This window comes from Treponema succinifaciens DSM 2489 (assembly GCF_000195275.1).
Classification (GTDB): Bacteria; Spirochaetota; Spirochaetia; order Treponematales; family Treponemataceae; genus Treponema_D; species Treponema_D succinifaciens.
Window position 1 is genome coordinate 81,937 of record NC_015385.1, and the last position, 21,193, is coordinate 103,129.

At 39.8% G+C, this 21,193-nt stretch carries 24 protein-coding genes; 8 read left to right on the top strand and 16 right to left on the bottom strand.

Features of this window, described 5'->3' with window-relative positions; genetic code table 11:
* Window positions 1-56: 56 nt before the first annotated feature.
* Window positions 57-1,397: an acetate kinase gene (locus TRESU_RS00385; RefSeq protein ID WP_041612103.1), complete on the bottom strand. Its 1,341-nt coding sequence runs from the start codon at window positions 1,395-1,397 to the stop codon at window positions 57-59.
* A 154-nt stretch (window positions 1,398-1,551) separates the two neighbouring features.
* Between TRESU_RS00385 and TRESU_RS00390 the strand changes: the two genes are divergently transcribed.
* Window positions 1,552-2,655: an aminopeptidase gene (locus TRESU_RS00390; RefSeq protein WP_013700356.1), complete on the top strand. Its 1,104-nt coding sequence runs from the start codon at window positions 1,552-1,554 to the stop codon at window positions 2,653-2,655.
* Window positions 2,656-2,659: 4 nt separating this feature from the next.
* Here TRESU_RS00390 and TRESU_RS00395 read toward each other — a convergent pair whose 3' ends face one another.
* Window positions 2,660-3,502: an ATP-binding cassette domain-containing protein gene (locus TRESU_RS00395; protein WP_013700357.1), complete on the bottom strand. Its 843-nt coding sequence runs from the start codon at window positions 3,500-3,502 to the stop codon at window positions 2,660-2,662.
* A gap of 73 nt (window positions 3,503-3,575) precedes the next feature.
* On the opposite strand from TRESU_RS00395, the gene TRESU_RS00400 reads away from it, so the two are divergent.
* The 3 genes from TRESU_RS00400 to TRESU_RS00410 are packed head-to-tail and all read left to right on the top strand — an operon-like array spanning window position 3,576 to window position 7,060.
* Window positions 3,576-5,642 carry a glycoside hydrolase family 95 protein gene (locus TRESU_RS00400; protein ID WP_013700358.1) on the top strand — a complete coding sequence of 689 codons (2,067 nt, stop codon included), beginning with the start codon at window positions 3,576-3,578 and terminating at the stop codon, window positions 5,640-5,642.
* Window positions 5,643-5,699: 57 nt separating this feature from the next.
* Window positions 5,700-6,623: an aspartate carbamoyltransferase gene (pyrB, locus tag TRESU_RS00405; protein ID WP_013700359.1), complete on the top strand. Its 924-nt coding sequence runs from the start codon at window positions 5,700-5,702 to the stop codon at window positions 6,621-6,623.
* On the top strand, window positions 6,623-7,060 hold the full coding sequence (locus TRESU_RS00410; RefSeq protein WP_013700360.1) for an aspartate carbamoyltransferase regulatory subunit: 438 nt from the start codon (window positions 6,623-6,625) through the stop codon (window positions 7,058-7,060). The genes pyrB and TRESU_RS00410 overlap by 1 nt, the downstream gene beginning before the upstream one ends.
* A 225-nt stretch (window positions 7,061-7,285) precedes the next feature.
* On the opposite strand, the gene bioB is transcribed toward TRESU_RS00410, so the two are convergent.
* The 7 genes from bioB to TRESU_RS00445 form a co-directional block, all read right to left on the bottom strand.
* Window positions 7,286-8,263, bottom strand: coding sequence for a biotin synthase BioB (bioB, locus tag TRESU_RS00415; protein ID WP_013700361.1), 978 nt, complete (start codon window positions 8,261-8,263; stop codon window positions 7,286-7,288).
* Window positions 8,256-8,945 (bottom strand): energy-coupling factor transporter transmembrane component T family protein, encoded by a 690-nt coding sequence (locus TRESU_RS00420; RefSeq protein WP_013700362.1) that lies wholly within the window; start codon window positions 8,943-8,945, stop codon window positions 8,256-8,258. The genes bioB and TRESU_RS00420 overlap by 8 nt, the downstream gene beginning before the upstream one ends.
* Window positions 8,936-9,652, bottom strand: a complete 717-nt coding sequence (locus tag TRESU_RS00425) for an energy-coupling factor ABC transporter ATP-binding protein (protein ID WP_013700363.1) — start codon at window positions 9,650-9,652, stop codon at window positions 8,936-8,938. Before TRESU_RS00425 ends, TRESU_RS00420 begins: the two co-directional genes overlap by 10 nt.
* A gap of 3 nt (window positions 9,653-9,655) precedes the next feature.
* Entirely contained in the window at window positions 9,656-10,228 is a 573-nt protein-coding gene (locus tag TRESU_RS00430) for a biotin transporter BioY (protein ID WP_013700364.1), read from the bottom strand.
* A 167-nt stretch (window positions 10,229-10,395) separates the two neighbouring features.
* Window positions 10,396-10,986, bottom strand: a complete 591-nt coding sequence (locus TRESU_RS00435) for a hypothetical protein (protein WP_013700365.1) — start codon at window positions 10,984-10,986, stop codon at window positions 10,396-10,398.
* Between the two features lie 129 nt (window positions 10,987-11,115).
* Window positions 11,116-12,057 (bottom strand): biotin--[acetyl-CoA-carboxylase] ligase, encoded by a 942-nt coding sequence (locus TRESU_RS00440; RefSeq protein WP_013700366.1) that lies wholly within the window; start codon window positions 12,055-12,057, stop codon window positions 11,116-11,118.
* A gap of 36 nt (window positions 12,058-12,093) precedes the next feature.
* Complete coding sequence (locus TRESU_RS00445) at window positions 12,094-12,987, bottom strand: LysR family transcriptional regulator (protein WP_013700367.1); 894 nt, start codon at window positions 12,985-12,987, stop codon at window positions 12,094-12,096.
* Between the two features lie 97 nt (window positions 12,988-13,084).
* Here TRESU_RS00445 and TRESU_RS00450 point away from each other — a divergent pair, with 97 nt between their 5' ends.
* From TRESU_RS00450 to TRESU_RS00460, 3 genes are read left to right on the top strand one after another with little or no spacing between them, the layout of a single operon-like run.
* Window positions 13,085-13,378 carry a hypothetical protein gene (locus TRESU_RS00450; RefSeq protein WP_013700368.1) on the top strand — a complete coding sequence of 98 codons (294 nt, stop codon included), beginning with the start codon at window positions 13,085-13,087 and terminating at the stop codon, window positions 13,376-13,378.
* Complete coding sequence (locus TRESU_RS00455; RefSeq protein ID WP_169309720.1) at window positions 13,378-13,626, top strand: SGNH/GDSL hydrolase family protein; 249 nt, start codon at window positions 13,378-13,380, stop codon at window positions 13,624-13,626. Before TRESU_RS00450 ends, TRESU_RS00455 begins: the two co-directional genes overlap by 1 nt.
* A 27-nt stretch (window positions 13,627-13,653) precedes the next feature.
* Entirely contained in the window at window positions 13,654-13,932 is a 279-nt protein-coding gene (locus TRESU_RS00460) for a hypothetical protein (protein WP_013700370.1), read from the top strand.
* On the opposite strand, the gene TRESU_RS00465 is transcribed toward TRESU_RS00460, so the two are convergent.
* The 3 genes from TRESU_RS00465 to TRESU_RS15030 all read right to left on the bottom strand — a co-directional run bounded on the left by TRESU_RS00465 (window position 13,929) and on the right by TRESU_RS15030 (window position 16,252).
* The gene (locus TRESU_RS00465; protein WP_013700371.1) at window positions 13,929-14,948 is read right to left on the bottom strand and encodes a sugar kinase; all 1,020 of its coding nucleotides are present in this window, start codon (window positions 14,946-14,948) and stop codon (window positions 13,929-13,931) included. The genes TRESU_RS00460 and TRESU_RS00465 overlap by 4 nt on opposite strands.
* A gap of 1 nt (window position 14,949) precedes the next feature.
* Window positions 14,950-15,969 carry a pectinesterase family protein gene (locus tag TRESU_RS00470; RefSeq protein WP_052299470.1) on the bottom strand — a complete coding sequence of 340 codons (1,020 nt, stop codon included), beginning with the start codon at window positions 15,967-15,969 and terminating at the stop codon, window positions 14,950-14,952.
* Window positions 15,970-16,087: 118 nt separating this feature from the next.
* The gene (locus tag TRESU_RS15030) at window positions 16,088-16,252 is read right to left on the bottom strand and encodes a hypothetical protein (protein WP_169309721.1); all 165 of its coding nucleotides are present in this window, start codon (window positions 16,250-16,252) and stop codon (window positions 16,088-16,090) included.
* A 215-nt stretch (window positions 16,253-16,467) separates the two neighbouring features.
* Between TRESU_RS15030 and TRESU_RS00475 the strand changes: the two genes are divergently transcribed.
* Complete coding sequence (locus TRESU_RS00475) at window positions 16,468-17,394, top strand: DMT family transporter (protein WP_013700372.1); 927 nt, start codon at window positions 16,468-16,470, stop codon at window positions 17,392-17,394.
* Window positions 17,395-17,427: 33 nt separating this feature from the next.
* On the opposite strand, the gene gltA is transcribed toward TRESU_RS00475, so the two are convergent.
* From gltA to TRESU_RS15330, 4 genes are all read right to left on the bottom strand, one after another.
* A complete protein-coding gene (gltA, locus tag TRESU_RS00480) occupies window positions 17,428-18,918 on the bottom strand; it encodes an NADPH-dependent glutamate synthase (protein WP_013700373.1) in 1,491 nt (496 codons plus the stop codon).
* Between the two features lie 18 nt (window positions 18,919-18,936).
* Window positions 18,937-19,764 carry a sulfide/dihydroorotate dehydrogenase-like FAD/NAD-binding protein gene (locus TRESU_RS00485; protein ID WP_013700374.1) on the bottom strand — a complete coding sequence of 276 codons (828 nt, stop codon included), beginning with the start codon at window positions 19,762-19,764 and terminating at the stop codon, window positions 18,937-18,939.
* A 155-nt stretch (window positions 19,765-19,919) separates the two neighbouring features.
* A complete protein-coding gene (locus TRESU_RS00490; protein ID WP_013700375.1) occupies window positions 19,920-20,894 on the bottom strand; it encodes a hypothetical protein in 975 nt (324 codons plus the stop codon).
* 75 nt (window positions 20,895-20,969) lie between these two features.
* Window positions 20,970-21,125, bottom strand: a complete 156-nt coding sequence (locus TRESU_RS15330; RefSeq protein WP_215904936.1) for a hypothetical protein — start codon at window positions 21,123-21,125, stop codon at window positions 20,970-20,972.
* Between the last annotated feature and the right edge of the window lie 68 nt (window positions 21,126-21,193).

A 21,193-nucleotide genomic window follows, 5' to 3' on the forward strand; every position in this document is an offset into this window, starting at 1 on the left:
ATCTTTAACTTTTGGGATTCAATTTAAAAATGCCGGCAACTTGTTTTTGCTAACTTTTATTTCTTTGGAGGACGCGCGATTACTTTAGCAATATTCGGGCGTTTTACAAGATCGCTTTTAAGTCCTTCCTCGCGTGCTTTGTTTACATAGTCCGGCGACTGGAAGCTGTAAGTGAAGTGTGTGTGAATGTCATAAGTTCCCTGCATAAGGGCGAATGCGTCTTCTGTCATAACAAGCTCTTCGTCTGTTGGAATTACAAAAATCTTTGTCTTGCTGTCATCTGCGGAAATGCAGGTTTCGGCGTTTCCTGTGAATGACCATTCATTTTTCTGTGCGTCGATTTTGATTCCGTAGTTTTCAAGTCCGCTCAAGGATTTTCCGCGTGTGATAGGTCCGCGCTCTCCAACTCCGGCTGTAAACACTATTGCGTCAACGTGTCCGAGCTCAGCCATGTATGCGCCTACATATTTTTTTATGCGCAATGCTTCCATTTCGATGCAAAGCTGGCAGAGCTTATCTCCGTTTGCTGCGGCAATTTCAATATCACGGCGGTCTGAATATTTTTCTGTGATTCCAAGGCATCCTGATTTTTTGTTCAGGGCTTTGTCCATTTCCTCTGGGGACATTCCTGTTTTACGCATGATGTAGAATGGAAGAGCCGGGTCAACGTCTCCGCTTCTTGTTCCCATTATAAGGCCTTCAAGCGGTGTGATTCCCATTGAAGTGTCGTAGCACTGCCCGTTTTTTACAGCGCACATTGAAGAGCCGTTTCCTATGTGGCAGATTATAAGGTTTGTGTCCTTTGGTTCTTTTCCGAGAAGAACAGCCGCTCTTTTTGCAGTGTAAAGGAACGATGTTCCGTGGAAACCGTAGCGACGTGCGGCATACTTTGTGTACCATTCGCGTGGAACTGCGTACATGAATGTTTCTTCTGGCATTGTCTGGTGCCATGCTGTGTCCATTATGGCGCAATGCGGAACATTCGGCATTACTTTTTGCGCGGCTTCAATTCCCATTATATTTGCCGGCATGTGCAAAGGTCCAAGGCCAACAACAGAACGGAATGTTTCAAGAACTTCTGGAGTTATAAGAACAGACTTTGTGAATTTGTCTCCGCCGTGAAGTACTCTGTGTCCTACAGCTTTTATTACAGACATATCAGGGATAACGCCGATTTCTTTGTCTGTGATTGTATTCAAAATAAGCTCGATTGCTTCCTTGTGCGTAGGGCAGGCGCTTTTGATTTCTGTTTTGTTTCCTTTTGCCTTGTGTGTGATACATGAGCCTTCAATTCCAATGCGCTCAACTACACCGTTTGCTAAAACTTCCTTGTTGTCCCAGTCATAAACTTGGTACTTTGCAGAAGAAGATCCGCAGTTCAATGTAAGAATTACCATAGCCATAAAATGCCTCTAAATAAAAAATAATACCAAATTATTATATTAACATGGAAGAAAAATTTCAACTTTTAAAAACTGCTCAAACCGCGCAATAGCATTTGGCTTGGGTTTTCGTTATAATTTTGGATGTTTAGAGTTTTTGGGAGGAAAAATGAATTTGTTTGGAAAAAAAGAAAAGACTCCGGCGCAGACTGTTATAGAAGATGTCTGCAAAATAAAAAAAAGCGAAAAAGTTTTAATAATTGCGAATCCTGAAACAAGCGTTATTGCGCAGAACCTGTTTACCTCGGCTCTTGATTCCGGTGCAAAGCCAACGCTTATTTATCAGACTAAAAAAACTTCCGCGGATTTTGCAGAAGAAACTGTTGTGGGTGCAATAAAATCTGAGCCGGATGTAATTTTTTCAATTTCGGAAATAAAGCTTGGAAAAGATGAAAAGGCGATTGCTTCTCCTTATAAAGCTGCGGACGGAAAACTTTACGACAACACTTTTGACTGGCTGCTTTCTGAAAAGAAATCAATCCGTGCGGTATGGACTCCTGGGCTTACAGAAGATATGTTCAATAGAACTGTGAACATTGACTATAAACTGCTTGGAGAACGCTGCAAAAAACTTTGCGAAAAATACGAAAATGCAGTTTCAGTTCATGTTACATCTCCTGGTGGAACGGACATTGTTGTTGGGCTGAAAGGACGAAAAGGCATGGTTGACGACGGGGATTTCAGCAAGCCGGGAAGCGGTGGAAACATTCCCGCTGGAGAAACTTTTATAAGTCCTGTTGTTGGAACTTGCGAGGGAACTATTGTCTTTGACGGAAGCATGACATTTAGCGATGGAGATTCAATTTTAAAGACTCCGATTTGCGTCAAAGTTGAAAAGGGCTTTGTTTCAGAAGTTACTGGTGAAGAAGAGGCAAAAAGGCTTTTAACGGATATTCAGCAGGCAGAAAAAGATGCGGTTTTCATGGAAAATTCAGGAAAGCTTCCGAAAGGGCAAGGCGAAATTTATGCGAAAAACGCAAGGAATATCGGGGAGCTTGGAATCGGCTTGAATCCTGCCGCTGGAATTACTGGAAATATGCTTGAAGATGAAAAAGCCTTTAGAACCTGCCACTTTGCAATCGGGGAAAATTATGATGGAGACGCGCCTTCTTTGATTCACTTTGACGGAGTTGTAAAAGAGCCTAGTATTGTAATCAAGTATGAAGACGGAACTGAATTTGCAGTCCTCAAAAATGGAGAGCTGCAAATTTAGGATTTTATTTTGACTTTGGAGACATGGCTTCGGACTGATGCGAAAGAAATTCTCTTGTCATGTCTTCGTTGTGCTTGAGCATTGCCGCAGGAATTCCGTAGGCTTTTTCAAGATCATCATTTGTCATGACTTCTTCTGGAGTTCCGTAAGACATATCTTTGTTCGGATAAATTAAAAGGACTTTTTCTGCGTACTTGCGTGAAAGGTCAAGTTCGTGCATTGAAATGAACATTGGAGTTTTTGTTGCCTCAGAATATTCACGCAAGTATTTAAGTGCGGAATTTTTCTGGCGGTCTTCCATTGCAAAAAGAGGCTCATCCATGAAAATTCCTGCGCTTCCGTAAAGCAGGCTGAATGCCAAAAGAACACGCTGGTTTTCACCTTTGCTGATTTCTGTGAGCCCGTGGTTCATGACAGAAGAAAGTTCGAATTTATCTACAACTTCGCTGAACAAGTCTTCTGTCTTAATTCCTTTTGCGTTTGCCTTGAGTTCTCCGTTTTTATAAACAAAAGAAAGCAGGTTTTCAACTTTTTCACTGCTTTCAAATTCCATGTTCTGATAAATTACAGAAGCTAGAAGATTCCGTTTTTCTTCCTCAAGGCTTGCAATGTTCTGGCCTAGAAGTTTTACTTTTCCCTGCGAAGGAATGAGTCTTCCGCTGGCAAGAAGCATGAGCGTTGATTTTCCGCAGCCGTTCGGTCCGATTATGCTTGTGAATGCTCCGGGAAATCCGCCTGAAAAATGCTCAAAAACCGGTGAAGGAACAATCTGTTTTCCGTTTTCGTCAAGGTCGCCTTCGACTGGCGGATATGAAAAAGAAACGTTTTCAAAGTCAATAAAATTCATGCGTCTAGGTTATTGTAATTTTGAAGAAAATGCAATGTAGAAATTTATCTATGACTGTGTTAAAATTGTCTGCATGAAATCTATTTGGTATAAAAATCCTGCTGAAAATTTTGGTGAAGCTATTTCTGTTGGAAACGGAAGAATCGGCGCGACGGTTTTTGGCGGAACAGGACACGAAAAAATATATTTGAATGAAGAGTCTATATGGTCTTGTCGCTATTCAGATAGAAATAATAAAAATGCAAAGGAAGCTGTAAACGGCATAAGGGCTTTGCTGAATCAGGGACGCGAGCTTGAGGCGCAGGAGCAAATTTTTGAATGTTTTTCCGGAGCTCCAATTTCTCAGGCTTATTATAAAAGCGCAGGAATTGTTTCGATTGATTTTTATGACGCTGAGCATCAAGGGCTTTTAGGGCCGGACTCTGGCGACAAGGGAACTTTTTCTTCTTATGATTCTTACAGGCGCGAGCTTGATTTTTCCAGCGGAATTTGCTCTTCAAGTTTTTCTCTTGAGTCTGCCGCACCAAGCACAGTGGATCTTTCAAGCGGAACAAACGGAAGCTATGTAACTTTTACGCGCGAATGTTTTGCTTCCGCTTCTTCCGATGTTTTGGTTTACCACATTTCAGCTTCCATGCCAAAAAGCATTTTCCTTAGGCTCAAGATTGAAGGCGAAACTTTTCCGAAGAAATACAATCTTACAGAAGATACAGTTGTAGCTTTGTGTGATTCAGGCATCCCTTTTGCTGCGATGGTTACGGCTGTTGCTTCAGGTGGAACGGTTTTTACTCACGGAGACAATCTGATTATAGAAAAAGCCGATGACGTTACGCTTTACATTGACGTTGAAAGCGCGTACAGAAAAAGACGTTTTAGAAATAAAGGCGGAAATAATTTTAGAAACCCGATGATTTTTGCGTCGAAATGCGCGGACATTGCATTGAAAAAAATCTGCTTTGCTTCCGGCACTTCCTACGAAAATTTAAAGACTGATCAGGCTTTGGAATTTTCCGCATGGAATCAGCGTTCTATTCTTTCTTTGGACGGACTTGAAACTGACGGAAAATCAGTCGATGAAATTTGCCAAGACAATAAAGCCGCAAAATTCCTTGATTGGATTTATTCAAAGTACAAGTTTATTTCAAGCTGCAAGGAACAGGCAACGCTTCCTTCTGTAGCAAGCGGAATTTGGACGGACAAAAAAAACGCCGGAAATTTCAGTTTGCAGGACGGAAATTTCTATAGATACAGCTCTGGAATTCTTGGACTGGAAAAAATAAATCTTCCTTTGTTCAAGCTTGCAAAAAGAATTTATAAGCGCGGAAAGGCAACTGCAAAAAAAATGTACGGATGTCAAGGCTTTGTTTTGCACAATTCAACTGACATTTGGGGCGACTCTGTTCCGTGCGGTGTAGATTTTAGGAATTCTTATACTCCGCTTGGTGCCTGTGCAATTGCAAAAGCCGCATTGGATTACTATGAATATTCGCTTGACCGAAAATTCTTAAAGCGCCATTTTTATCTTTTTAAGAAAGCCTGTGATTTTTTTGCGGAATACCTTGTTCCTGTTGAAGACAAAAAATTCCTTTCTCTTAGTCCGGCTTTTACAGATGGATATGAAACAAGAAGTGGTACTGTTGCATATATTGCTTTGGAAAATGTTTTTGAAAACAAAATTATAAAAGAGCTTTTTGAAAACACATTGGCGGCAATGAAGTATCTTGGCTTTAAAAATTCAGAAAAGCTTTTTATAAACTACAGCTCAATTATACAGAAAATAAAATGCGCTGAAGAAGAAATGCCTGAATCAAATACTGCAAGTAATTTTGACACTTTCCTTTTGAGTTCTGCGGATTCGATTATTTCAAGCAAAATAAAAAACGGCCGTGTGGAAATTTCCTTGCTTTCAAATTTGCCGGCGGAATGGCAAAGCGGTTCTCTTACAAAAGTCTGCCTTAAAGGAAATATTCTTGCGGACATAAAATGGCGCGACGGAAAATTTGAAGATGCACGGCTTTATACTGAACAGGGAACTGTCTTCATGAAGGAACTGACTATTTGCTACGGCGGAAAAAAATACAGCTCGCAGCTTTCGGACGGTTCGCTTGATATAAGAAACGTTTTGCCAACGACTGTATAACCTATTTGCATAAAGTTTCCCCTTGTGATATGATAGCGAAAATTTTAGGGGGCTTGAATGTTAAAAGGAAGACATCTTATTGAACCGGCGGATTTGACCGTCAGTGAAATTGATGAAATATGTTCTTTGGCAGAACAGATGATTGTAGATCCAGCTTCTTTTCAGGATGTGTGTCGTGGGAAAATTCTTGCGACACTTTTTTTTGAGCCGAGCACAAGAACCAGGCTTTCTTTTGAAGCTGCTATGCTTCATTTAGGCGGAACTGTTGAAGGTTTTGCTGATGCGAGCTACACTTCTTCTACAAAAGGCGAAACTTTGGCGGACACAATAAGAGTTGTAAGTTCCTATGTTGATGTTATTGCGATGCGTTCTCCAAAAGAAGGTGCGGCATTGCTTGCTTCAAGATATAGTCCAGTTCCTATAATCAATGCGGGCGACGGCGGACATTCTCATCCAACGCAGACACTTACAGACCTTGTTACAATCCGTGCGCTTCAAGGCGGATTTGAAGGACACACAATTGGTTTTTGTGGTGATTTAAAATTCGGAAGAACAGTTCATTCTCTTACTCAGGCAATGAGCCGCTACAAGAACAACAAATTTGTTTTTATCAGTCCGGAAGAGCTGAAAGTTCCTTCTTACATAACAGAAGATTTGCTTAAGCCTGCCGGAATAGAATTTGCAACAGCTGAACGTTTGGAAGATGTAATCGGTGAGCTTGATATTCTTTACATGACTCGTGTTCAAAAAGAAAGATTTTTCAATGAGCAGGATTATATCCGCCTAAAAGACAGTTATATTCTGAACAAAGAAAAAATGAAACTTGCAAAACAGGATATGATTGTTCTTCATCCGCTTCCTCGTGTAAATGAAATTGCTCCAGAAGTAGATGATGATCCGCGCGCTGCTTATTTTAAGCAAGTTAAATACGGAATGTTTGCACGCATGGCGCTTATTGCAAAACTTACAGGAGCACTCTGATGATTAATATCGCTGAAATTAAAAATGGACTTGTAATCGATCATATTCAGGCTGGAACTGGCTGGAAAGTTTTTAAGTGGCTTGGCTTGGACAAGGTGAATTTTTCTACTGCTCTGATTATGAATGCTTCATCTAAAAAAACAGGCAAGAAAGATATAATAAAAATCGACAACATTATAAATATCGATTACAGTGTTCTTGGCTTTATAGATTCCAACATAACTGTAAATGTAATTCAGGATTCAAAGATAACTAGAAAAATAAAAATGGAGCTTCCTGAAAAAATTGAAAATGTGATTGAATGTAAAAACCCTCGCTGCATTACAATTACAGAACACTATGTTCCGCAGGAATTTAAACTTGTCAACAGAGAAAAAAAAGAGTACCGATGCATTTATTGCGATGCTCTCCACAAGGGAACACTTTCAGTTGAGTGATTTTTCTGTGAACTTTCCTACACTGAAGCAAACTGTAATTTTTTTGTTTATCAATGAAATCATTGGCAGCATTACGGTATGTCCTGGAAGTTGAATATGCGGTGGTTGAGCAAGCCAAAAACTTTAGTTTTTGATTATGTCGAAACCACCGTATGAATGTACTTGGTCATTTCGACACGCTTAATGACCTCTAGGATTTGAACTTATTAGACATCCCAATTTTTTTCAGTTTTCGATTCTGTAGCCGAGTTTTTTCAGCATGGAAATATCTTCATCATTGGTTGAGCCGGGCGTTGTCAGAAAATCCCCGGAAATAAGCGCGTTTGCTCCTGTCAAGAATGCATCTTCTCCGTTGTTGCCCAAGCTTTTTCTTCCGGCGGCGCATCTTATTGTCTGGCTTGGCATTATAAATCTGAAAACAGAAATTGTTCTTAACGCTTCTTTCTGCGAAATTTTTTCAGCATTTTCAAGCGGAGTTCCTTTTATCGGTGTCAAAATATTTATCGGAACAGACTGAACTTCAAGTCTGCGAAGCTCAAGCGCAAGGTCGATTCTGTCTTCTCTTGATTCTCCCAGTCCGATTATTCCGCCGCTGCAAATTTCAAGTCCTGCTTTTTTTGCATTTAAAATTGTCTGGATTCTGTCGTTGTAAGAATGCGTTGTGCAGATGTTTGCAAAATAATTTTTGCCGGTTTCAATGTTGTGGTGGTAGCGTTCAACTCCGGCAAGCCTCAATTCCTGCATCTGTTCAAAAGAAAGAATTCCAAGCGAAGCGCAAAGTTTGATTTTGTCCTTAAGTTTTTCTTTTATCGCTTTAAAATTTTCTATTGCAGCTTCAAAATCTTTTCCAGAAAGTCCGCGCCCGGAAGTTACAAGTGAAATTCTTGAAACGTGATTTTCTAATGCACGCTCGCAAAATTTTATTGACTCTTGCGGCTGAATAATTGAAGTTGTCTGGCATGAAGTTTTCCAGTGAGCAGACTGAGCGCAGTATTTGCAGTTTTCGCCGCATTTACCCATCTTTGCATTTATAATTGAACAAACGCTGCTTGAGTTTGTGCAGCAACTTTTTCTGATTCTGTCTGCCGCTCCAAAAAGTTCGGATGCTTGTTCTGTTTCGTAAAGCTGAATCGCTTCTTCTTTTGTAACTTTGTGATTTTCGTTTATAACTGCGTTTTCCAATTCATGTAAAAAATTATTCATTTGAAATTTTGCTCCTGTTTAAAACTGCCATTCTTTTTGTTTCCGCATTGTGAAGAATACAAGAAAAAAATGTTGAAAATTTTTGTATTAAAATTTCTATTTTCCATTTTGAATTTTTTTGCGTCCGTGCTTTTACCGCAAGCTCCACTTTATTCCAAGTTTCAAAAATTTCCGGAATGAAATTTATTGCAAGCGAGATTGTGAGCGCAGGATTCCATTTTTTTATAGGCGGAATCAGTTTTGAAATTCCGTTTTGAATAAGTTCCAGTGCGTTTTGTATTTGTAACGGTGAAGTTGTTTCAAAAATAACTTGGGCCGCAAGCGATGTTATAAAAAACCTGACCGTATACAAAATTCCGTAGGCAAGAGAATCTTTGTCCAGCCAAAGCGGAATGTGAATCAGTTTTACCAAAGTTACAAATCCGCCGATTACAAAAACAAATTTCAGCTGCCTTATAGAATTCCATTTTGCGCCGGAAAGAAAAAAAAGCGTCAGGCTTGCAAAAAAGCATCCGGAAAGTTTTATAACAATCTTCCGTGAAAAAAGTTCTTCCCAAGTAACAGACATTCCGCCGCTGTAAGTAAAAATGCACAGCACAAAAAGAAATGAAAGTTTTGCAATTGAAGGAATTTTGTGCAGAACGGAATTTCCTTTTCGGTAAGCGAACAAACTCAAAGCCATAATAAATCCTTTAGGCTTGAATATTGCGTGATTGGATTTCTTATGCTCCACTGCTCAAGATTTTGCGACAAGCCTTCCTGCGGTGAACCGTCAAATCTGATTTTTCCTTTATCCAAGACAATGAAACGCTCTGCAAGTGCAAGGATTTTTTCAAGCTCGTGAGTCAGCACAATAATTGTTTTTTTTTCTTCTTTTAGTTTTTTCAGAATCATGCAGACTTGCTTTACGCCCGGCCAGTCCAAGTTTGCAAACGGCTCGTCAAAAATTATAACGCTTCTGTTTATTGCAAGAATCCCGGCAACTGCAAGCCGCCGCTTTTCTCCGCCGGACAAACTTCTTGCGTAGGCATTTTTTTTGTGAAGAAGTCCAACCTGTTCAAGCGAAGATTCAACGCATTGCTTTAGTTCATCTTTTTTCAGTCCGTAATTTTTTGCGCCGAATGAAACATCTTCTTCTGGAGTCTCGCCTAAAATCTGCGAGTCGGCATCTTGAAAAACAAGCCCTGCGGAATTTCCGAATAAGTCAATTGTTCCGCCGGTCGGTTCATCAAGTCCTGCAATCAGCGACATTAGAACGCTTTTCCCGGAACCGTTTGAGCCTGCGATTACACAGAATTCTCCCTGCTCAATTGAAAATGAAATATCTTCAAGTGCTTTTGTTTTGTCCGGAAATATTTTTGAAATGTTTTTTACTTCGAGTGCTTTCATTTTTTACGAATTTGTGTAGCGGAAAATCACCGGGCGGAATTTGTAAGTGAGTGGCACCATTAAAATTATTTTTATAATGTTGCCCGGAATGAACGGAAACAAAACTGTTGCCAAAGTTTTTTCAAGTCCGCTTTGTGTTACGCGCATGAAGCCAAGGATTCCGCCTGCAAAAATAATTACAGTCGCAGCGATTGCCGCAAGCGATATAACAATCAGCGATTTTATTTTTGAGTGCTCTTTTTTATTTGAAAGAAAAATTGCAAGGATCAGTCCGCCTGCCAAAGCTCCGATTGCGTAGGAAAAAAGAAATCCGCCTGTTGGCCCTGAAATCAAATGCTGGATTCCACCTTTGCCTGAAAAAACAGGCAGCCCCAAGCTTCCGAGAATTAAAAAAATTACAACGGACAAAGCTCCGTAAAATGGTCCAAGCAGCATCCCGGAAAGCATGCACATCATGTCTTGAATAATAATTGGAATGCCAACCGGCAGCGGAATTTGTATAAAGCACGAGGCTGAAATAAGAGCCGCAAATAAAGCCGTAAGAATAATGTTTGTTCCTGATTTTTGTGATTTCATAATTTACCTTTTTTCGTTACCCAAGTTTTTTATTAGGTTAACGGAATGTGTACTTGTAGTCAAGGCGATTGATGTAGTTTGTCTTTAAACAAAAAAAACTGCCGCAAATAAAATCTTGCAGCAGTTCATTTTCTTGATTTGTTATTCAGAATATAACAGATATTTTTTTACATTTTTTCTATCAGCAGTTTATATTTTCCATAAGGAACACGGCGGAATTTGTGCAGTGCTGTATGTGTTGCAACGCGGTTATGATAGAACACTTCCAGAGTAAGTCCTTGATCAGATGACATATCGGCTTTTACAACAAGATAATAAGTTCCTGATTCTGCAATGTTCCAGTTTGTTGTAACCATGAACAAGAACGGCTCAAAAGTTGTAGGTGGAGTTGCGGCTCCTGTTAAATTTTCATTCGCAATAAGATTAAAGTTTTCATCGTATAAAAGAATTTCTGGAATCATTGCGCTCTTTTTTTCTTCATTTGCGCTCATAAGTCCTGTTGGAATTGACTTCAAAGTAAAATCATAAGTACCATTTTCCAAAGTTAATTTGTAGACATTTGCTGGAACTGGAGTTTCAGAATATTTTACGGAAACATGACTGCTTTTTTCAGAAAGAGTTTCTTTTTTAAGCTGTTTTCCGATTTTATAATCTAAAGCATTGCCTGATGTGATAAACTCTTTTTCATCTGCGAAAACTTTTTCTGTTGAAATTTTTGTAGATGCGCAAGAAATAATGCAAATTGATAAAAATGCCAATCCAATGCAGCTTTTTAATTTTTTCCTTTTTATAAAAAATAACAATTCATTATATCATTATTACCCTACATTGGGTCAATACTTTTGCAATGTTTATTTTTTTTGTTCTTTGTTCAGAAAAATAAATTTTTACTTTATAAAACTGTCTTGACCGGGAATTAAAATGCGGTTTTGATTTTTTGATTCCAGCAATGCAAAGCCAAATGCGTTTATTCCTTTGAATGTGTAAATATTTTTTTCGGATTCAAGGCGGATTTTTTTTCCGTTGTCAAAGCAGAGGTTGTTCCATTCACAAACGAGAGATGAATCTTCCTGCTGCAATTTTTCTTCCGCTGATTTAAACTCTTTTAAAAATGCGGAAAGAAATTCCTTGCGTGAAAACTTTGCATCTGATTTTACTGCGCAGTCTGTGTTTGGAATCTTTGGGCACGAAGTTAAATTTATTCCGATTCCTATATTGAGCCAGTTGCATTTTCCGCCGGTTGCAGAAATCTCATCAAGAATGCCTCCGACTTTTCCGTTTTCGCTCCAGATGTCGTTCGGCCACCTTGCGTAGAATTTTCTTCCTGTCATTTCAGTTAAAGTTTTTACGATTGCAATTTGAGCCGCCATTGTTGCGCGGTGTGAATAGGACACTGCGATTCCGCTTCTTGTAATCAACGTGCAGGCGAGGCTGCCTTTTGTTGTTGTCCATTTGTGGCTTGAGTGTCCCTGCCCTTTTGTCTGCTTGTCCGCTGTTATGATTTCCATTTTTTTGCTGAAAGAATTTTCCTGCGCGATTTTTCTTGCTTCTGTCATCGTGGATTCAGTTTCCGGAAAGTGAAAGAAAAGTTCTTCTTCTGCGCCGAATTCCCAGGGAAACAGACTGTCCTTTAAATCTTTTTCAAGAAAATATCCTGCGCGTGTTGAAGAAATTCCATAGCCGGAAGCTTGCAATGACTGAATCGCTTTCCAAACTGAAACTCTGGAAATATCAGCGAGCTTTGCGGCTTCTTCCCCGGAAACAGGTGCGTTTGCTTCCCGAAGAATTTTTAAGATTACATATTTTGTTGAAAGATTTTTGTTACCCATTTATATTTATAGGTTAACAAAAAGTTATTGCAGCGGTCAAGGTGTTTGCCCAAGACTTGCTTTTTCTTTTGAAGATACATAATCTGTCAAGAAGTTGTAAAACTTTTCAACTTGCGAGCAGTCAAGTTTGTTTTTTTTATAGGAAATTAAAATGTCGCGGCTGCAAACAGGATCGCTTATTTCAAGAAGCAAAACTTTTTTTGTGTCAAGTTTTCCCCAGGAATATTGCGGCCAGAACCCGATTCCTAGGTTTGCTCCGATTGTATTTTTTACAGCTGAAATATTATCACTTTCAAAAATAATATTCGGGCGGATTCCCGCTTCGTGACAGTATTTGTCGCAAATTGTGCGCAGATGCTTTGAGCCGGACAGCGCGATAAAATTTTCATTTTTTACTTCTTCAAGGGAAATTGATTTTAAATTGGAAAAGCGCGGAATGTTTGGAACAGCAAGAAAAATTTTTTCAGAACAAACAAAGACACTGTCTTTTTCATTTTCGTTTTGCTGATAAAAAAGTTTTGTTGTAACGCAAATATCGTAAAGGTCTGTCTGGTCGTTTTGATTCAGCTGAATATGAACTTTTTTATTTATTTTTTTGTATTCGATAATCGCGTTTGTTATAAGTGTGGAAGCCGCCAGAATATTTAAATGGATTGTCGAATCTTCAAGGTTTGCCATTGTCTTTAGCTGTTCAGGAATTTCATCTATTTCTTTTACTATTGGCGTGAGCTTTTTATAAAGCCATTGTCCGTAAGTTGTAAGTTTTATGTTCCGTCCGTCGTGCTTGAATAAAGGAATTTCCAGTTCTTCTTCCAGCTTGTGAATTGACTGAGTGAGCGCAGGCTGGGCCACGTGAAGATTGTCCGCGCTTTTTGTAACGTGTTCGTTTTTTGCAACTTCAAGGAAGTATTTTATTTGATTCAGTTCCATTTTTTATTCATAAGTATAACTTATTAATTTAATAAAAACAATATATTGGTAATTATAAAAAAAATTTGCTATCTTTTTCTCAGTTTGGAGGTTTGATATGCCAGAGATTTTGGAAACAGCGATGCTTGTTTGTTTTGGGCTTTCGTGGCCGATTTCAGTTGTGAAAAATATAAAGTCAAAGACTGCGAAGAACATGAGCTTGCGCTTTATACTTTTAATTGTTGTTGGTTACATTGCAGGAATTTCAGCAAAAATAATTCTTGGAAGTTTCAACTATGTTTTGGTAGTTTATGTTTTGAATCTTGCAATTGTAAGCATAAATATTCCGGTTTATTTTATAAACAAGAAATATGACAAAAAACTTGCTTTGTATAAAAAGGAGGCCGCATGATGGATGTTAAAGAAAGAATTGATGACTTTAAGACATTGAATGAAATGGGAAAAAGCGGCGGAGTTGTATTTTTCGGCTCAAGTTATTTTTCAAGAATGAATATAAATGAGCTTGCAAACAATGAGGAAATGGGCGGAAAAATCTACGACAGAAGCGTGCAGGGACTTAAGCTTGTTGATTCGTTAAAGTTGCTTGAAAGCGGAGTTTATGAACTGAATCCTGCGAAAGTTTTTGTTAACTTTGGATAAGAAGAATGTTCTTCTGAAAATTTCAATATGGATGAATTTATAAACAAATACGAATGGCTTTTGCTGAACTTGCATCGCAACTGTAAAAACTCAAAAACTTATATCGTATCCGTGGTTGCCTCAGGAAAGAATGCAGCGGATGCAAACAGCCGTCTTGAAGTTCTTGCAAAAGAAACTGGATGTACATTTATAAATGTAACAAAGGAAGCTTTTGAAAACTTAGGGTTTGAAAAAGTTTTTAATGTGCTTAAGCCTTACATGAGAGTTTTCCCGGTAAGCTTTGCACAGGCAATGCAGATGGCTTAACGCTGGATTCTTCCGCTTGAATCTCCGTGCGCAAGATGTTCAACTTCTTCCACGGAGACCATGTTGAAGTCTCCTTCAATTGAGTGCTTTAAGCATGAAGCTGCGCTTGCAAATTCAACAGCACGCTGGCTATTTTCATTTCTTAAAATAGAATAAATCAGTCCGGCGCAAAAGCTGTCCCCGCCTCCAAGTCTGTCTACAATTGCCATGTCATATTCACGGCTAAAAAAACAATCAGTTCCATCGTAAAAAAGAGCTGCCCATTTATTTCTGCTTGCATTTATAGAAGAGCGCAGTGTTATTGCGACTTTTTTGAATCCATATTTTTCTGAAAGTTTGCGGGCTACATTTTTGTAACCTTCTTTGCTGAGCTTTCCGTTTTCAATGTCTGTATCGTCCGCGCTTATTCCAAAAACATCCATCGCGTCTTCTTCATTTGAAATGCAGATGTCAATATACGGAGCGATTTTTTCCATTGTTTCTTTTGCTTGCTGCTTTGACCAAAGCTTGCTTCTGTAGTTTAAGTCGCAGCTTACAGGAATTCTTTTTGCGTTTGCGGTTTTGCAGGCTTCAATACAGATTTCAGGAAGTTCTCCACCAAGAGCTGGAGTTACGCCTGTAAAATGAAACCAATCTGCTCCTTCAAGAATTTTGTTCCAGTCAAAGTCTGATTTTTGGCTTAAAGCGATTGCCGAGCCTGCTCTGTCGTAGATACATTTTGACGGACGTTGGCTTGCTCCCCGTTCATTAAAGTATATTCCGACTCTGTTTCCGCCGCGCACAATATATTCAGTTTTTACGCCGAATCTTCTAAGGCTGTTGACTGCGCTCTGCCCTATTTCGTGGCAAGGAAGTTTTGTAACAAAAAAAGAATCTTCGCCAAAGTTTGCAAGCGAAACAGCAACATTTGCTTCAGCTCCGCCGAACGTTGAAGTCATTTTGTCTACCTGAACAAATCGGTAGTAACCTTCCGGCTGTAAGCGAAGAAGAAGTTCCCCAAAAGTAATTATTTTCATATTATTCCCTGGATAAAAGTTCTGCAAACGGAGTGTCGTGCAGAATAAGATAGCGGCTTGCGTATCCGTTGAAATAATCATCTTCTGTGAGCGTGTAAGATTTTATATTTCTTTTGCTTGTGTCGGCTTCTGTAACTTTTCCGCCTTTTAAAGCTATTTTTGAATTGTATTCCCTGATTCCGCATTTTGCGTTTCCGCGCGGATAAACTTCAAGGTTCATGTCATCGTCCCACAAAAGTTCCTGTGCAAAGATGTCAGAAAAAATGCAGTTTATAAAAGCAATGCTGTCCCAGTCTTTTTTGCTTTCTGAATTTCCGGCTCCATCTGTTCTGCAGGCATACACAAAATTCTTTTTTCTTTTTTCTCCGAGAAAGCGGCAGTTTGTAAATACGAATCCTGTTTTTTCGGCTATTGCGTGGCTGTTGATTGCGAATCCGTCAAAGTCGCCTCTGTTGTCTGCAATCACTTCAATTGCGCAGTTTTCAAAAAGGCAAGTGTCCGGTTCTCCGTAAATAAAATTAACATCGCCTGAAATGCTTGAATTCAAAAACCAGCTGAATCCTTTTACAAAAAGCGTGTTCTGGTGTCCTTCAAGTTTGATTCTTTCACAGAACAATGTACCAGTTGTGTTGTTCCAGGCAAGGGCTTCTGCAGAATCCTCGGCAGAATAAAGTTCCTCGGAAGTTTTTACGTGCGTATTTGAAATTGTAAAATTTTTGAGAGAAACATTTGTCGCGTTTGGTCCGAAAGAAAACACAGCCCGATTTTGCTGACCTTTGTTGTAAGCCTCGCAGTTGTCGGCAAGAATTACGCAGTCTTCTGCTTTTGTTCCGGGAACGCTTTCTATTGCCAGCGGATTTGAAAGATTGTACCGCACTGTTTCTCTGTAAGAACCCGGCTCAAGAATCAGATGAATTGCTGTGTCTTTTGCGACAGTTCCTGTGAAAATCATTTCTTTTATTTTTTTTAAGGCAGCAGTTATTGCCGCAGGTGATTTTGTGTTCACATTCAGTTCTAGCATAAAACGTCCCGCTTTTAATTATTTTATTTTCATGTCATTGTCTGACATTGACCCGATAATCTGCTTGTGTGAGATTGCCGTATCTATCCGTTGTACAGCAATGACAGATATTTTATATTTATCGATTATATATTGAATGCTCAAAAATTGCAATTTTTCCAAGGCAAAAGTTCAGGGTAAACGCATTATAAATGTATTCAGCATAAAACTGGCTTTCAGACACGGTTTCCTGGTTCAAAATCGCGCAATAATGGGGATGTCCAATAAGTATCTTTTTTGTCATTTATAGGCTTTTATAGACTTGACCCGAAATTCTAAATGCATATATTACAATCATTTAGAAATTGTTCAGCAATGACATTCAGAACTTATTGGACATCCTCTGATTGTTGCAAAGTAACTATAGAATTCCCCGCTCACGCGGTTGCAACAATCAGAATGTTTTTGCCTTGGGCAAAAGTTATTTTATTCAGCTAGAAAATTCGATATAATCAGCGCATGAAAAAAATAAGTGCGGCTTCGGCGTTTGGAATTTTTTTGGCTTGCGTTTCAGTTTTTATATGGGGAATAACTTTTGTTTCTACAAAATCGCTTTTAAATGATTTTTCTGCATTTGAGATTCTGGTTGTCCGTTTTTTGGCGGCATATCTTGGTCTTTGGGCTATGCGTCCTAAAAGGCTTGTTTTAAAAAGCAAGAAAGAAAATATTTCATTTGCGCTGGCGGGACTTACCGGTGTTACGCTTTATCAGTTTTTTGAAAACATTGCGATTTCTTTTACAACGGCTTCAAATGTAAGCATAATTGTTTCTATTTGTCCTATGTTCACGGCGATTGTTGCGCGGATTTTCTTGAAGGAAAAATGCATTACGAAAAGCTTTGTCGCAGGATTTATTCTTGCAATTTCAGGAGTCGCCCTTGTGAGCTTTAACGGAAATGCGGAATTTCATTTTAGTCCGAAAGGCGATTTGCTTGCTCTTCTTGCCGGAATCTGCTGGGGATTTTATTCGCTGTTTGTTTCAAAAATAAATTCCATGAAATACGACATTGTTTGCAGCACGCGCCGGATTTTTTTCTTTGCGCTGATTTTTATGATTCCGCTTGCATTGTCTGGAACTGGAGCTGAAAAAACTTCTTCTGTTTTTATTAACACTGATGCGGCTTTCAACATAAAAAGATTTTCAAGCCTTGCCAACTGGGGAAATTTGCTTTTTCTTGGAATTATGGCTTCTGCCGGCTGTTTTGCTTTATGGAACAAATCCTGCAAAATTCTTGGAACTGTGAAAGTTTCCGCCGGTCTTTATATGATTCCTGTTGTTACTGTTATTTTTGCATTTATATTTCTTGGGGAAAAGCTTAGCCTGATGGGAATCTGCGGCGCGGCAATGACAATCTGCGGACTTTTTATTTCAAGCTGGAAAAAATAAAAGCTGCCCTTTTTTAGGACAGCTCATTAATTTTTACTTTGCAAGATATTCGTTTATGCTTGCGGCGGCTTTTCTTCCTTCGCCCATTGCAAGAATAACGGTAGCGGCACCTAGAACAATGTCGCCTCCTGCCCATACTTTTGTCATGCTTGTTTCCTGGCTTTCGTCAACCGTGATGTGTCCGCGGTCATCCACATTGATTTCAGGAGTTGTCGCAGGAATAAGCGGATTTGAATTGTTTCCGAGCGCAACAATTACAGCGTCGCAAGGAATTTCATGTTCGCTTCCTTTTATTTCAACTGGACGGCGCCTTCCTTTTTCATCCGGTTCTCCAAGCTCATAGGACAAGGCTTTTATTCCTGTTACTTTTCCTGTTTCGCTGCTTCCAAGAATTTCAACCGGGTTTTCAAGGAATTTAAAGATTACGCCTTCTTCTTCCGCGTGGTCAACTTCTTCACGGCGTGCCGGCATTTCCACACGGGAACGGCGGTAAACAACGTAGACTTTTTCAGCTCCAAGCCTTAACGCCATTCTTGCCGCGTCCATTGCGACGTTTCCCCCTCCGCAGACAACAACAGTTTTTGCGTGGTAGTAAGGAGTATCGGCGTGCTCTGTGTCGTAAGCCTTCATCAGGTTTGCGCGTGTAAGATATTCATTTGCGCTGAATACACCGATGTAGTTTTCGCCAGGAATTCCGAAGAACTTTGGAAGACCGGCTCCAGTTCCGATAAATGTGGCGTCAAATCCTTTTTCCGTGAGAATCTGCTGAACCGTCATTGTGCGTCCAACAAGGGTGCTCATTTCAAATTTTACGCCCATTTTCTTTAGGTTTTCAACTTCATTCTGAACGATTGATTTTGGCAGACGGAATTCTGGAATTCCATAGACCATTACACCGCCGGCTTTGTGGAATGCCTCAAAAACTGTAACATCGTGTCCTGCGCGCCGGCAGTCTGCTGCAACAGTAAGCCCTGCAGGTCCTGAACCTACGACTGCGACTTTTTTTCCTGTTGAAGGAGCGATTGCCGGGGAAGTTACGAGGTTGTTTGCACGTTCCCAGTCAGCTACAAAGCGTTCAAGGCGTCCTATGCTAACTGATTTTTCTGCGTTCTTGTAAACTTTTCCAACTGTGCATTGTCCCTGGCACTGCTTTTCCTGAGGACATACGCGTCCGCATATTGCAGGAAGAAGATTTGTTTCTTTTATAATGTCAACTGCCGCTTTGAATTCGCCTTTTGCAACCTGCTCAATAAATTTTGGAATCTGAACATTTACAGGGCAGCCTGAAACACAAGGCTGGTTCTTGCACTGAAGACAGCGGTTTGCTTCAACAATTGCCTGCTCTGCTGTGTAGCCAAGCGCAACTTCTGTCATCTGCCTTGCACGTACCAAAGGCTCTCCGGAAGGCATCTCCATCTGCGGAATTGCCATGCGGTCTTTATTTGTAAGTGTTTTTCCTTTTATTTTGTTATATTCATTTGCAGCAATTTCGTTCAGCTGCTCTACTGTTTTGTGTTCGCTCATATTTTTTCTCCGTCCAGTTTACATTCCGAGTCTGCACTTGTGTTTTTCTTCTTCGTCTTTAAAGCTTTTCATGCGCGTCATCATATTTGCCCAGTCCACCTGATGTCCGTCAAAGTCGGGACCGTCAACGCAAACGAATTTGATTTTTCCGCCTACGCTTACACGGCAACCACCGCACATTCCTGTTCCGTCAATCATAATTGTGTTGAGCGAAACTGTGGTTTTTACATTGTACTTTGCGGTTGTGGCGCATACGAATTTCATCATTATTGGAGGGCCGATTGCAATTACTTCTGCTGGAGGAGTCTGCGACTGGCAAAGCTCTTCGACTGGAACTGTGGAAACTCCTTGGCGTCCTGCGCTTCCGTCGTCAGTCATAATTATAACTTCATCTGCGATTGCTTTCATTTCATCAACAAAAATCAGAAGGTCTTTTGTGCGCGCGCAGATTACAACAATTACTTTGTTTCCGGCTGCCTTTAAGACCTGAACGATTGGATAAAGAGGAGCTGTTCCGATTCCGCCGCCAACACAGAGAACTGGAGCGTCGTATTTTTCTATTTTAGACGGAGTTCCCAAAGGACCAAGAACCGCCGCAAGATAGTCGCCCGGATTAAGGCGCGCTATTTTCATTGTGCCTGCTCCAACAGCCTGAAAAACAATTGCAACCCAGCCTTCTTCTGCGTTTGCATCTGCGATTGTAAGCGGAATTCTTTCTCCCATTTCATCATCGTACTGAACAATCAGGAACTGTCCTGCCTTGCGGTTCTTTGCAATGTCCGCGGCTTCAAACTTCATGTAATAAACGGTTTCTGAAAGCTGCCGTTTTTCTAGAATCTTGTTCATCTTGTAATCCTTACACAAACTGAATTTTTTGAATATTTTACAATTTTAACACAAATCTGATTTTTAGTGAAGTGTTAGACATAAAATGCAAAAGTGTCATAATGAAAAAAGGCTCCCGGAATACGGAAGCCCAAAGTTTATTTTTTATATTGGATTTAATTTAAAGAAACAAGGTCGCTTTCAAGTGTTACTGTGCGCCACTGCGATACTTGCGGGCAGTCAGGAACTTCAAATGTAAAAGTGTACTGCGCAAAGAATGTATTTGAAAGTTCTGAGATTGGCTTACCATCCCAGCGTTCTAATTCAATAGATACATTTTCTTCAACTGCGCTAGGATTTTTATAGGAGCAGTACCAGTCAGTTTTCCCAAGGGTATCCCAGTCTTTGTCGCCATAGAAAATATCGATATAAGTTCCTACATTTTTTACAACGCTGTCCTGCGGAGGAATTACATTTTCAATCCAGACTGTTGCTTTGTTGTCGCTGTAAGATGCAAATACCCATTCGCCGTTTTTTAAGTTTGAATAGTCAATGTCGCCGATTCCGCCTTTTGCAGTTAAAGTAAGATAGTGGAAATAGCCATGGTCACGGTCAACAGGGTTTTCTATGCCATTTTCATCTAGTCCTCTTTGTGGCTCAATCTGAACTTTGAATTTATACTGTTCTCCGGCTTCGCATAATGGATAGACAAAATTTATTTCTTTAGCTGGCTCTTGTTCTATCCAAGTTTCATTATTCCAGTGTCCAGGCTCAAAAGGTGATTTGTCTACAACTGCCAAAGTTGTTTGGATTTCTTCTCCGCCGATATTTTCCAAGCGGTAAACGCCAATCCAGTTGCAGCCTTCTTTGTATTTTTCATCGCTGCCTGCTAAAGTTGCCGGATTTTTAATTGTAAAGTGCATTCCGTCAGATTCCGCGGTTACTTTAACAAGGTCTGTTTCTGCCTCGTAAGTTCCAGATACTTCCTTTTCAATCCAGCGGGCAACTCCGCCGTTTTGAATTCTCAAATCAAGAACACGGTTTTCAGTTCCACTGTCGCCATCGCTTCCGCTGCTTCCAGAATCTGAGCACGAGCAGAGTGCCAAAGAGATTGCCGCCAAAGCAAAAAATGTTTTTACAGCCTTTTTCATGATACTGCCTCCAGTAAAATAGTTTCTGGGGCATAATACCACGGGGGGGGGTACTGTTAACTGGTCCGCTGGAATTTATGGGTTATTCTTTTTATTAAAGATATTTTTTTGTTCCATTTGCATATTCGATATACGCTTTTTTTGAACGGCATCATATTTTGCTACAGGTTTTTTGCAAACCTTTGCTTTTTTTATTGCGGCTTTTACTGCATAAGCAGCTCTTTTGTCCATTTCTGAATCATTTTCAGAGATTGATTTTCTTGAATTTCGAGAAACAATAGTAACTGTTTTCTGAGTAT